The following is an 11,978-nucleotide window of genomic DNA, read 5'->3' as shown; positions in this document are numbered from 1 at the left end:
TGACTCACTCGACCGACAGCAGGAGGGGGTAGCGCTCCTGGCCGCCGGCGTAGACGACGGCGTCGACGCCGGGGTGGTGCTCCTCGGCCCAGCCCGCGAGCGCCTCGGCGAGGGCCGGGTCGGCGGGGTCGGAGCCGCTCACGATCGTCACCAGCTCGCCGCCGGCGGCCATCAGCCGGCCGAGCACCTCCTCGGCGACCGAGCGCAGATCGGCGCCGACGACGGCGAAGTCACCGGCGACCACGCCGAGGACGTCGCCGACCTCGCAGGGTCCCGCGGAGGTGAACGCCTGGCGCGCCGCGACCGTGACGGCGCCGTGGCGCACGTGGCGCGCGGTCGCGGTCATCTCGGTGACGTCCTGGTCGAAGCCGCGGGCCGGCTCGTGGACCGCGACGGCGGCCAGGCCCTGGACCTGCGCGTGGGTCGGGATCACCGCGACCCGGATGCCGTGGTGGTCGGCCTCCGCGGTCGTCGCCGCCGCCTGCGCAGCGCGGATGGAGTTCTCGTCGTTGGGCAGCACGATCACCTCGCTGGCCCCGCACGCCAGGATCGCCTCGAGCAGCTCGCCGGTCGACGGGCGGCGCTCCGGGCCGCCCTGGACGACCACGGCACCTGCCTCCGCGAAGAGGGCGGCCAGGCCGTCGCCGGCGGCCACGGCCACGACGGCGCGTCCGGTCTGCGGGGCCGGCTCGGGCTGCTGGGCGCTGACCTGATCGGCGAAGTGGGTGACCCGGATCCGGTGCGGGCGGCCGACCCCGAGGCCCGCCTCGATCGCAGCGCCGACGTCGTCGGTGTGGACGTGGACGTTCCACAGGCCCTCGCCGCCCACGACCACCACCGAGTCGCCGATCGTGCGCAGCGTGGTGCGGAGCACCGGAGCGTCGTCGTCGGGCGCGTCGAGCAGGAACATCACCTCGTACGACGGCCCGTCGGCGCTCAGGTCGCCGCTGACCGGCACCGGGGTCGGCGCGGGTGCGGGTGCGGGCGAGCGGCGGGTGAGGGGCTTGGTCACCGCGATCGGGCGCTTGCCGGTGACGGCCGTCTCGGCGGCGTCGAGGATCACGCAGATCCCGCGGCCACCGGCGTCGATCACGCCCGCCCGCGCCAGCGCCTCGAGCTGCTCCGGGGTGTGGCCGAGCGCCTCGCGGGCGGCGGCCGCCGCGGCGGTGAACACGTCGCGCGTACGCCGGTGCGGGTCCTTGGCCTCGAGCTCGGCCGCCTCCGCGGCGGCTCGGAGCACGGTGAGCATCGTGCCCTCGACCGGCTCCCCGACCGCGGCATAGCTCGCCGTCACGGCCCGGCTCAGCGCGTCGGCCATCACGACGGCGTACCGCTCCTCGGGGCTGGTGGTGGCGATCCGGCGTACCAGCGCGCCGATCATCTCGCTCAGGATCACCCCCGAGTTGCCGCGGGCGCCGAGCAGGGTGCCGCGGGCCAGCGCGGCGAGGGTCTCGGCGCGGGTGCCGCGGGAGGCCTCACGCACGGCGTCGCGGCCGGAGCTGATGGTGAGGTACATGTTCGTGCCCGTGTCTCCGTCGGGCACCGGGTAGACGTTGAGCTGGTCGATCTCCTCGCGCGCGGCGGCCAGCGCATCGGTGGCGATGTCGACGAAACGGAGCACCGTCTCGATCTCGATGCCGCCACTCACCGGTGGGGCCGCCTGCTCGTCCATCAGCGCAACCCTAATGGCGGCGCCGACAGTGACCCGCGATTTCCTCGGCGGGCGTCTCCTCGGCTACGCTCTCCCGGTTGTCCGAAGAGTGTCGTCGCCCACCCGTGGGCCCACCCGCCGGGCACGAAGACTTGATCATCTGCAATCTCCTAGGAGTCCCCGTGGCCGCCGTGTGCGACATCTGTGACAAGAAGCCGTCCTTCGGCAACAACCGGCCGTGGTCGCGCAAGATCACCAAGCGCCGCTTCGACCCGAACATCCAGCGCGTGCGTGCCGTGGTCAACGGCACCCCGAAGCGCCTCAACGTCTGCACCGGCTGCCTGAAGGCCGGCAAGGTCAGCCGCTGACCCCAGCTTCACTACCGAGGCCGTCACCCCTGGGGGTGGCGGCCTCGATGCTTTTGCCGCTCAGAAGTGGGTCCAGCCGGTGGGGCCGTCGTAGGCGGCCCCGTCGACCGTGACCGCAGGCCCGTCCCCGGCAGCCCCGACCGAGCCGATGACCGTCCAGCCCGCCGGCACCGAGGCCGCGTCGGGGAAGGTCGCGAGCAGGGCGTGGTCCTCCCCGCCGCCGAGGATGTAGGTGAGCGGGTCGGCGCCGATGGCCTGGCCGACCGCGACCAGCGGCTCGGGGATCGCGAAGGCGTCGCTGCGGATGTCCAGCGACACCCCCGAGGCGCGGGCGACGTGGGCCGCGTCGGCCAGCAGCCCGTCGGAGACGTCGATCATCGAGGTGGCGCCGGCGGCGGCAGCGGCCGGGCCCTCGGCGTACGGCGGCTCCGGGCGCCGGTAGGCCTCGACCAGGACCCGTGGCGAGCGGAAGCCACGGCCGAGGACGGCGAGCCCGCCCGCGGCCCAGCCCTGACGTCCGGCGAGCGCCACGACGTCGCCGGCGCGGGCGCCGCTGCGCAGCACCGGCGCGACCGAGCACTCCCCGATCACCGTCACCGCGATCGTGATCTTGTCGGCCGAGGTGACGTCGCCACCGACCACACCGGCGCCGACCGAGGCCGCCTCCTCGGCGAACCCGCGGACGAAGTCCAGCGCCCAGCTCGCCGGGAGGTCGGCGGGAGCCGCGAACCCGATGGTCAGCCACTGGGGCCGCCCACCCATGGCGGCGATGTCGGCGAGGTTCTGGGCGGCCGCGCGGTGCCCGACGTCGCCCGCCTCGGCCCAGTCCCGACGGAAGTGGCGCCCCTCGACCAGGAGGTCCGTGGACACGACCACGTGCCCCTTCCTGACCCGCAGCAGCGCCGCGTCGTCGCCGGGGCCGACCACCACGTCCTCGCCCGGCGCCGTGGCCGCCACGATGGCCGCCACCTGCTCGATCAGACCGAACTCACCGAGGTCCGCCAGGGTCGCTGCAGGAGATGCCATGGGTCCATCCCACCAGATCGATCCGCGGACTCGCATTTGGGCGAAACTCCTCGTCGGGGAGTAGTTTGCTGAGGTCCGATTCCGACGCAGTCAGGAGCGCTCCCATGGTGGTGCAGGCCTACATCCTCATCCAGACCGACGTCGGCAAGGCGGCCGAGGTCGCGAAGGCCGTCGGCCAGATCAGCGGCGTGACGCTCGCCGAGGACGTCACCGGTCCGTACGACGTGATCGTGCGCGCGGAGGCCCGCACGGTCGACGAGCTCGGTGCGCTGGTGGTCTCGAAGGTGCAGACCCTCGACGGCATCACCCGCACGCTCACCTGCCCCGTGGTCCACATCTGATCCTGATCTGATCTTGCGTCGCTCGCTCCGCACGGCGGGCGCCCTGGGACTCGCCGTCGCGCTGTCCGGCTGCGGGTCGTCGCCGGTCGCGGTGCCCCATCCCAGCGGTGCCGACGCCAAGGCCTGCGCGTCCTTCATGGCCGCGCTCCCCCAGCGCCTCGCCGACCAGACGCTCGCCTCGAAGGCGAGCGACGGGCCGCAGGCGTCGTACGGCGATCCGGCGATCGTGGTGTCCTGCGGGGTCGGCGTACCGGCCGGCTTCGGGGTCGGGGCCGAGTGCCAGGTCGCGAACGGGGTGGGCTGGTACCTCCCCTCCGAGCAGTACGACGACCAATCGCTCGACGCGACCGTCACCGCAGCCGGCTACGAGCCGCGGGTGGAGGTCGACGTCCCGGCGCGCTACCGCCCCGAGGCCGTCGCCGCCGTGATGTCGCAGCTCGCGGGCGCGGTGAAGCGCTACTTCCGCAAGACCACCGGCTGCGTCTGAGGATCGGCGGGGATCAGCGCAGGCCGGTGTCGCGCTGCAGCGCCAGCTGGATCAGGCGATCCACCAGGTCGGCGTACGACAGGCCGCTGTGGGCCCACATCAGCGGGAACATCGACAGCGGGGTGAAGCCCGGCATCGTGTTCAGCTCGTTGATGACCAGCGACCCGTCGGGCAGGTGGAAGAAGTCCACGCGCGCCAGCCCCTCGCAGCCCGTGGCCAGGAAGGCACGCGCCGACATGTCCCGGATCTGCTCGATCGTCTCGTCCGGCAGCTTGGCCGGTACGTCGAGCTCGGTGTGCTCCTCGGCGTTGTACTTGGCGTCGAAGTCGTAGAACTCGTGCTCGCTGCTGATCCGGATCTCGGCCGGCATCGTGGTGTCGACGCCGCCGTCGAGGCTCTCCAGCACGCCGCACTCGATCTCCCGGGCCCCCTCGGCCGAGACCTCGACGAGGACCTTCGGGTCGTGGACCAGCGCACCCTCGATCGCCTCGGCGAGCTCGGAGGCGTCGTGGGCCTTGGCGATGCCGATGCTGGACCCGCCGCGGGCGGGCTTCACGAACAGCGGGAAGCCCAGCTCCCCGATCCGTGCGGCCGAGCCCTCGGGGTCGGCCGCCCACTCCCGCGCGGTGACCACCGCACCGGGCATGACCGGCAGCCCCGCGTCCTGCAGCACGATCTTCATGAACGCCTTGTCCATGCAGATCGCGGAGGCGAGCACGCCCGAGCCGACGTACCGGGTGCCGGTCATCTCGAGCAGGCCCTGGATGGTGCCGTCCTCGCCCCACGGCCCGTGCAGCAGCGGGAAGACGACGTCGAAGCCGCCCTCGCCGCCCTCGCCGAGCGCGATGGGCGTGCGGTCGCCGTCGACCGCGGGGAGCTGGCGGGGACCGCCGAGGACGTACTTGTCCGGGTCGTCGGCCTCCAGCACCCAGCGGCCGTCGGAGGCGATGCCGATCGGCACGACGTCGTACTTCTGGCGGTCGATGGCCTTGAGGACGCTGCCCGCGGTGACGCAGGAGATGGCGTGCTCGGTGGAGCGGCCGCCGAAGACGAGGGCGACGCGAATGCGCTGGCTCATTGGCATGACCCTACCGTTGGACGCATGCACCCCAGCACTGTGGCGGTCACCGCCGGACGCCCCGCGCACACGCCTGACGCACCGCTGAACCCGCCGATCACGATGGCGTCGACGTACGTCGCGACCGGTGACCTGGAGTACGGGCGCTACGGCAACCCGACCTGGACGGCCTTCGAGGACACCCTCGGCGCGCTGGAGGGCGGCCGGACGCTGGCGTTCTCCTCGGGGATGGCCGCGGCGTCGCTGCTCATCGACCTGGTCGGACAGGGCTCCAGCGTGATCGCGCCGCGGCACGCCTACCAGGGCTGCCTGGTCGCACTGGCCGACGCCGAGTCGCGCGGGCGGCTGCGGACGAACCTGGTCGACATCTCCGACACGGCGGCGGTGATCGCCGCCCTGCAGGAGGACGAGGACGTCGCGATCCTGTGGATCGAGTCGCCCACCAACCCCGCCCTGGAGGTCGCCGACATCGCGGCACTGGCCGCGGCCGCCCACGAGCTGGGCGTCCAGGTGGTCGTGGACAACACCTTCGCCACTCCCCTGCGCCAGAAGCCGCTGGAGCTCGGCGCCGACATCGTGCTGCACTCGGCGACGAAGTACATCGCCGGGCACAGCGACGTGAACCTCGGCACGCTCACGATCAAGGACGACGAGACGTACGCCGCCATCAAGGCCCGCCGCGACCTGACCGGCTCCACGCCGGGGCCGTTCGAGGCCTGGCTGGCGCTGCGGGGCCTGCGGACGCTGCACGTGCGGCTGGACCGGGCGGAGGCCAACGCGCGCGAGCTGGCGCGCCGGCTCGCCGACCACCCGGCCGTCGACGAGGTCCGCTACCCGGGCTTCGGGGCGATCGTCGCCCCGGTGCTGGCCTCCGCGGACGCGGCCGACTTCGTCGTACGCTCGACGGCGCTGTGGATCCACGCCACCTCGTTGGGCGGGGTGGAGTCCACCTTCGAGCGGCGGCGCCGGTGGAAGTCGGAGTCCGCCACGATCCCCGAGGGCCTGGTGCGGATGTCGGTCGGCATCGAGGACGTCGAGGACCTCTGGGAGGACCTCCGCCAGGCGCTCGACCGCGCCGTCTCCTGACAGCGCGAAGCGTCACCTCTGCACCGCCGAGGCGTCACCTCTGCAACGCCGAGGCGTCACAAGCGCACCGCCGAGGCGTCACAAGCGCACCGCCGAAGCGTCACCTCTGACACGCCGAGCTCCGGCGGCGGGCGGGTGCAGAGGTGACGCTTCGCGGGTGCAGAGGTGACGCCTCGCGGGTGCAGAGGTGACGCCTCGCGGGTGCAGAGGTGACGCCTCGCGGGGCGGTCAGCGCAACTCTGGCTTGGTGTCGCGGTTGATGAAGGCCTCCATCAGCTGCGAGGTGGTCAGCCGGCCCGCGACGACCTCGTCGACCGCGATGGCGATGGGGGCGTCGACGCCGGTCTTCTCGGCGAGGGCCCGGATCGAGGAGCACGACTTCGCGCCCTCGGCGACCTGCCGCGTGGAGGCGTAGATGTCGGGGACGCTCATGCCCTGGCCCATCCTCTCGCCGAAGGTGCGATTGCGCGAGAGCGGCGAGGAGCAGGTGGCGACCAGGTCGCCGAGGCCGGCAAGTCCCATCAGCGTGAGCGGGTTGGCGCCGAGGTTCATGGCCAGGCGGGCGGTCTCGGCCAGCCCGCGGGTGATCAGCGACGCCGTGGTGTTGTCCCCGAAGCCCATGCCGACCGCCATGCCGACGCACAGCGCGACGACGTTCTTGTAGGCGCCACCGAGCTCGCAGCCCAGGACGTCGACGCTCGTGTAGGGACGGAACGCCGGCGCGTGGCAGCGCCGCTGCAGCGTCGTCGCCACCTCCTCGTCGGTGCAGGCGATGACCGACGCGGCGGGCTCGCGGCGGGCGATCTCGCGCGCCAGGTTGGGGCCGCTGACCACGGCGATCCGGTTGCTCGGGACGTCCGCGACCTCGGCCACGACCTCCGACATCCGGCGTTGGGTGCCGAGCTCCACGCCCTTCATCAGCGAGACGAAGACGGCGTCGTCGGCGACGTACGGCATGAAGGAGGGGAGGTTGTCGCGCAGCGACTGGGAGGGTACGGCGAGCACGACCACGTCGGCACCGGCCAGTGCCCGCTCGGGGTCGGTCGTCGCGCTGATGGTGCGCGGCAGCTCGATGCCGCTGAGATAGTCGACGTTCTCGTGGCGCTCGTTGATGTCGGCCGCGACCTCGTCGCGCCGGGCCCAGATGGTGACGTCGTTGCCGGCGTCGGCGAGCACGATGGAGAACGCCGTACCCCACGAGCCACCGCCGAGGACGGCGACCTTGCCGCTCACGAGTCCGCCTTCTTGAAGCGGTCGCCGTCGACGGCCATGTCCCACCGGTGGGCGGGGGCCTTCTCGCCGCGGATCTGCTCCAGCTCGGCGGTGATCGCGGTCATGATCCGCTCGGTCGCCTGCGCGACGACCTCGGGCGTGCGCTCCTGCGCGGCGAGGTCGGTCAGGTCGACGGGCGCTCCCACGCGCTGGACCAGCCGCTTGCGCGGCGGCAGGACGTGCAGTCGCTTGCCGTACGGCGCCAGCAGGTCCTGGGCGCCCCACTGCCCCACCGGGATGACCGGGCAGCCGGTCTCGAGGGCGATCCTGGCGGCTCCGGACTTGCCCTTCATCGGCCACAGGTCGGGGTCGCGGGTGATCGTCGCCTCGGGGTAGATCACGATGCACTTGCCGGCCCGCACGGCCTGGACGGCGGCCGCATAGGCCTCCGCCCCGCGCGAGTCCCGCTCGACCGGGATCTGGCCCGCGCCGTTGAGGATCGCGCGAACGCCGCGGACGTCCCACAGCCCGGCCTTGGCCAGGTAGCGCGGGAGCCGCCCGTAGTCGTAGACCAGGTGCGCGGCGGTGATCGGGTCGATGTGCGAGAGATGGTTCATGGCGATGATGAAGCCGCCGGTCTCCGGGATCCGCTCCGGATGGACCCAGGTGCGCTTGGTCGTCAGCCACATGAACGGCTTCACCACGAAGCAGGCGAACCAGAAGGCCCAGCCGCGCTTCTCCTGCATCCTCCGCACCGTCACGGGTGCAGGCTACCGGTCACGCCGGCTGCGAGGACGCCTGTGGGCCCATGGTGGTGGCGGGTCCTCAGAGCGCCGGTGCGACCGGCACCTCGGGGTCGACGCCGGCCGTCTCGTCCATGTCCTCGAGGGCCATCCCCTTGGTCTCCTTGACCAGCTTCACCACGAACAGCAGCGAGAGCACGGCGAACAGCGTGTAGAGGCCGTAGGCGAGGACCAGGGACAGGCTCTTGAGCGGCGGGAAGCTGACGGTGATGACCCAGTTGGCCGCCCACTGCCCGGCAGCCGCCAGCGACAGGGCCGCGCCACGGATCCGGTTGGGGAACATCTCGCCCAGGAGCACCCACACCACCGGGCCCCAGCTCATCCCGAAGAACACCACGAACAGGTTGGCGGCGACCAGGGCGACCGGTCCGGCGGCACCGTGCAGGTGCGGCGTGCCGTTGACGACGTCGGCGGTGCCGAAGCAGATCGCCATGGCCCCGAGCGTCACCGCCATGCCGGCCGAGCCGACGAGCAGCAGGGGCTTGCGGCCGATCCGATCCACCAGCGCGATCGCGATGATCGTGGTGAGGATGTTGACGATCGAGGTGAAGACGCTGATCTTGAACGACGCGCTCTCCTTGAAGCCCACGGCCTCCCACAGGATGTTGGAGTAGTAGAAGATCACGTTGATGCCGACCGCCTGCTGGAAGACCGACAGGCCGAGGCCCACCCACACGATCGGGTGGATGCCGCCCGTCGGCCGCCGCAGGTCGCTCCAGGAGGGCCTCTTGTCGGCGTGCAGGCTGGTCCGGATGCGGTCGATGGTGATGTCGAGGTTCGCCTCGCCGAGCAGGAAGGCGAGGACCTTGCGGGCCTCCGGGATCCGGTGCTGCGCCACCAGGAACCGCGGGGACTCCGGGATCGTCATCGACAGCACGCCGTACAGGACCGCGGGCAGCGCCATCGCGATGAACATCCACCGCCAGGCCTCCAGGCCGAGGGCCAGGTCCTGGTCCGCGCTGCCCGCGGCGTCGGCCAGCAGGTAGTCGACCAGCAGCGACAGGAAGATGCCGAGCACGATGGCCATCTGCTGTAGCGAGCCCAGGCGACCGCGGATGCGGGCCGGCGAGGTCTCCGCGATGTACGCCGGCGCGATGACCGAGGCGATGCCGATGGCGACGCCGCCGACGACGCGACCCACGACGAGAAGGGCCAGGTTCGGCGCCAGGCCGGTGCCGATCGCACTGATGAAGAACAGCACGGCCGCGATCTTCATGACCGTGAGCCGGCCGACCCGGTCGGCGATGCGACCCGCGCTCATCGCGCCTGCGGCCGCTCCGAGCAGCGCCGAGGCGACCGCGAAGCCGAGCACCCCGTCGCTGACGCCGAAGGCGTCCTGGATCGAGGCGACGGCGCCGTTGATCACCGCGCTGTCGTAGCCGAACAGCAGGCCGCCGAGCGCGGCCACCGAGGCGACCCGGATGACGCCGGCGCTGCTGCCTCCCTCGTCGTCGCCGAAGATCGATGGTTCGTCGGGAAGAGCCGCGTGCTCGCTCATGGGGTTCCTTCCTGCGGTGCCGGGCGCATCGTCACCAGGCGGATCCGGCGATTCCGAGAACGTGACGCCCGCCACTCAATCGGGCGAGGTGGACATGTTCAAGTCCCCTGCCGCCAACCGGTCGGTCCCCAGGGTCGTTCGTGGAGGATCCGACCCGGCGTCGCCGGCCCTTCGCAGCCACCTGGGACGATGCAGGGGTGTCCCCCGTCGTGCCCCGTTTCGTCGCCCTGGTCCCGGTGAAGCCACCGGCCATCGGCAAGTCGCGGCTCGACGGCGTCGGCGACCGGGCAGGACTGGCACGGGCGATCGCGGTCGACACCATCTGCGCGGCCCGCGACGCGTCGGCCGTCGCGGGGGTGCTGGTGATCACCGACGCCTCGTTCGGCGAGGAGGTCCGCGGGCTGGGTGTCTCGGTGTGCGCGGATCCCGGTGGGGGTCTCAACGCAGCACTGCGCGGGGGTGCGCGCGTCGCCGCATCGCGCTGGCCCGGGCTACGACCGGTCGCACTCCTCGCCGACCTGCCCGCACTGACACCCGGCCTGCTCGACACCGCGCTCGCGTCGGTGACCGGGCCGGCGGCGTACTGCTGCGATGCGGAGGGGACGGGCACGACGCTCTACACGGCGGCGTACGACGACTTCGACCCGCGCTTCGGGATCGGCTCGGCGGCGGCGCACCGGGAGGCCGGCGGCGTACCGATCGAGGGCGCGCTCTCGGGCCTGCGTCGCGACGTCGACGACGCCGAGAGCCTCGCCGCCGCACGGGTCCTGGGGCTCGGGCCGGCCACGACGGCGCTGCTCGACGCGGTCCGGACATGACGAACGGGCCGCCCCGAGGGGCGGCCCGTCGTCGTGGAGGAGGTCAGGCCTTCTTGGCCGGAGCCTTCTTCGCGGGCGCCTTCTTGGCGGCCGGGGCCTTCTTGGCCGGAGCGGCCTTCTTGGCGGGGGCGGCCTTCTTGGCGGCCGGAGCAGCCTTCTTGGCCGGGGCGGCCTTCTTGGCGGCCGGAGCAGCCTTCTTGGCCGGAGCGGCCTTCTTCGCCGGGGCGGCCTTCTTGGTGGCCGCGGTGGCGGCCTTCTTCGCCGGGGCGGTGGCCTTCTTGGCGGCGGTGGTGGCCGCCTTCTTGGCGGGGGCGGCCTTCTTGGCGGCGCTGGTGGCGGCCTTCTTGGCCGGGGCCGCGGTCTTGGCCGGAGCAGCGGCGACGGTCTTCTTCGCAGCAGCGGCGGCCTTCTTGGCCGGCTTCGGCAGCGGCGGGAGCTTCTTGGCGCCGGAGATGACGTTCTTCAGGTCCGCGCCGGGAGTGAACTTCGGGACCGACTTCTTCTTGGTCTTGATCTGCTCACCGGTCTGCGGGTTGCGGACCAGGCGCGGGTTGCGCACGAGCTTCTCGAAGGAGCCGAAGCCGGTGATCGCGACCTTCTCACCCTTCGCGACCTGGCGCGTGATCGTGTCGAGCACGGCGTCGAGAGCGTTCGCCGCGGCCTTACGGTTGCCGTCGAAGCGCTCGGCGAGCGCATCGACCAACTGAGACTTGTTCACTGCTTGTCCTTCCGCCAGAACGACGAGGTCGCCGTTCTTGGTCGTTGCGACGGGCCCACGCCCGACGTCCTTGCGCCTGACGCTAGGCACAGATGACCGCGGTCACAATCACCACGCCGGGGAATTCCCCGGTTTTTTCACGGATTCCGGCACTTCTTGGTCGCTTCTCAGCCGGTGCGTACGGCGTGCGGAGCGAACCGGATTCGGCTGCGGGGCGTCGTACGCAAATGCCACCGGGGGCTTCGGCGATGCCGAAACCCCCGGTGGAATGGGACTTCTGAGTGTCGTGCCGGCCTTCAGGCGTGCTGCGTGACGGGCTTCCAGCTCGGCCGATTCTGCTCGTACGCCGCGATGTCGGCCTCGTTGCCGAGGGTGATGCCGATGTCGTCGAGCCCGTTGAGCAACCGGTAGCGCGTGTAGTCGTCGATCTGGAACTCCGCGGTCAGGTCGCCCGCCGTGACGGTGCGGGTCTCGAGGTCGACGGTCACCTGCGTGGTGGGGTCGGCCTCGACCATCTCCCACAGCCTCTCGATGACGTCCTGCTCGACCGGGACCGAGAGCAGGCCGGCCTTGCCGGAGTTGCCGCGGAAGATGTCGGCGAAGCGGCTCGAGAGCACGACCTTGAAGCCGTAGTCCATCAGCGCCCACACGGCGTGCTCGCGCGAGGAGCCGGTGCCGAAGTCGGGACCGGCCACCAGGATCGAGACGCCCTGGTACTCCGGCTTGTTGGCGACGAACTCCGGGTCGTTGCGCCACGCGGCGAACAGGCCGTCCTCGAAGCCGGTGCGGGTCACGCGCTTGAGGTAGACCGCCGGGATGATCTGGTCGGTGTCGACGTTGCTGCGGCGCAGGGGCAGCGCCGTACCGGTGTGCGAGGTGAACTTCTCCATGA

The 11,978-nt window shown here is 71.9% G+C and carries 13 protein-coding genes; 5 read left to right on the top strand and 8 right to left on the bottom strand.

Features of this window, described 5'->3' with window-relative positions; genetic code table 11:
* Positions 1-4: 4 nt before the first annotated feature.
* Complete coding sequence (locus ACYU8V_RS07005; protein ID WP_460846190.1) at positions 5-1,672, bottom strand: DAK2 domain-containing protein; 1,668 nt, start codon at positions 1,670-1,672, stop codon at positions 5-7.
* A gap of 161 nt (positions 1,673-1,833) precedes the next feature.
* Here ACYU8V_RS07005 and rpmB point away from each other — a divergent pair, with 161 nt between their 5' ends.
* Complete coding sequence (rpmB, locus tag ACYU8V_RS07000) at positions 1,834-2,019, top strand: 50S ribosomal protein L28 (RefSeq protein WP_460791594.1); 186 nt, start codon at positions 1,834-1,836, stop codon at positions 2,017-2,019.
* A 60-nt stretch (positions 2,020-2,079) separates the two neighbouring features.
* On the opposite strand, the gene ACYU8V_RS06995 is transcribed toward rpmB, so the two are convergent.
* Positions 2,080-3,045, bottom strand: coding sequence for a thiamine-phosphate kinase (locus ACYU8V_RS06995; protein WP_460846188.1), 966 nt, complete (start codon positions 3,043-3,045; stop codon positions 2,080-2,082).
* 104 nt (positions 3,046-3,149) lie between these two features.
* Between ACYU8V_RS06995 and ACYU8V_RS06990 the strand changes: the two genes are divergently transcribed.
* Together ACYU8V_RS06990 and ACYU8V_RS06985 are read left to right on the top strand one after the other, a co-directional pair.
* On the top strand, positions 3,150-3,386 hold the full coding sequence (locus ACYU8V_RS06990) for an Lrp/AsnC family transcriptional regulator (RefSeq protein WP_460846187.1): 237 nt from the start codon (positions 3,150-3,152) through the stop codon (positions 3,384-3,386).
* A 13-nt stretch (positions 3,387-3,399) separates the two neighbouring features.
* Positions 3,400-3,873, top strand: coding sequence for a DUF3515 domain-containing protein (locus ACYU8V_RS06985; RefSeq protein ID WP_460846186.1), 474 nt, complete (start codon positions 3,400-3,402; stop codon positions 3,871-3,873).
* A gap of 13 nt (positions 3,874-3,886) precedes the next feature.
* On the opposite strand, the gene ACYU8V_RS06980 is transcribed toward ACYU8V_RS06985, so the two are convergent.
* Positions 3,887-4,951, bottom strand: a complete 1,065-nt coding sequence (locus ACYU8V_RS06980) for a D-alanine--D-alanine ligase family protein (protein WP_460846184.1) — start codon at positions 4,949-4,951, stop codon at positions 3,887-3,889.
* 24 nt (positions 4,952-4,975) lie between these two features.
* Here ACYU8V_RS06980 and ACYU8V_RS06975 point away from each other — a divergent pair, with 24 nt between their 5' ends.
* A complete protein-coding gene (locus tag ACYU8V_RS06975; protein WP_460846182.1) occupies positions 4,976-6,037 on the top strand; it encodes a trans-sulfuration enzyme family protein in 1,062 nt (353 codons plus the stop codon).
* A gap of 228 nt (positions 6,038-6,265) precedes the next feature.
* Here the strand turns inward: ACYU8V_RS06975 and ACYU8V_RS06970 are convergent, their stop codons facing one another.
* The 3 genes from ACYU8V_RS06970 to ACYU8V_RS06960 all read right to left on the bottom strand — a co-directional run bounded on the left by ACYU8V_RS06970 (position 6,266) and on the right by ACYU8V_RS06960 (position 9,550).
* Positions 6,266-7,270 (bottom strand): NAD(P)H-dependent glycerol-3-phosphate dehydrogenase, encoded by a 1,005-nt coding sequence (locus ACYU8V_RS06970; protein WP_460846180.1) that lies wholly within the window; start codon positions 7,268-7,270, stop codon positions 6,266-6,268.
* Positions 7,267-8,010, bottom strand: a complete 744-nt coding sequence (locus tag ACYU8V_RS06965) for a lysophospholipid acyltransferase family protein (protein WP_460846178.1) — start codon at positions 8,008-8,010, stop codon at positions 7,267-7,269. The genes ACYU8V_RS06970 and ACYU8V_RS06965 overlap by 4 nt, the downstream gene beginning before the upstream one ends.
* A gap of 64 nt (positions 8,011-8,074) precedes the next feature.
* The gene (locus ACYU8V_RS06960; RefSeq protein ID WP_460846177.1) at positions 8,075-9,550 is read right to left on the bottom strand and encodes a sugar porter family MFS transporter; all 1,476 of its coding nucleotides are present in this window, start codon (positions 9,548-9,550) and stop codon (positions 8,075-8,077) included.
* A 197-nt stretch (positions 9,551-9,747) separates the two neighbouring features.
* On the opposite strand from ACYU8V_RS06960, the gene cofC reads away from it, so the two are divergent.
* Positions 9,748-10,368 carry a 2-phospho-L-lactate guanylyltransferase gene (gene cofC, locus ACYU8V_RS06955; protein ID WP_460846176.1) on the top strand — a complete coding sequence of 207 codons (621 nt, stop codon included), beginning with the start codon at positions 9,748-9,750 and terminating at the stop codon, positions 10,366-10,368.
* Between the two features lie 43 nt (positions 10,369-10,411).
* Here the strand turns inward: cofC and ACYU8V_RS06950 are convergent, their stop codons facing one another.
* Complete coding sequence (locus ACYU8V_RS06950) at positions 10,412-11,086, bottom strand: HU family DNA-binding protein (RefSeq protein ID WP_460846174.1); 675 nt, start codon at positions 11,084-11,086, stop codon at positions 10,412-10,414.
* A gap of 296 nt (positions 11,087-11,382) precedes the next feature.
* Positions 11,383-11,976, bottom strand: a complete 594-nt coding sequence (leuD, locus tag ACYU8V_RS06945; protein ID WP_460846173.1) for a 3-isopropylmalate dehydratase small subunit — start codon at positions 11,974-11,976, stop codon at positions 11,383-11,385.
* Positions 11,977-11,978: the final 2 nt, after the last annotated feature.

The sequence above is a fragment of the Nocardioides ultimimeridianus genome (assembly GCF_054777895.1).
Note: the sequence above shows the minus strand (reverse complement) of the source record. Positions and strands in the feature narration are given on the sequence as shown.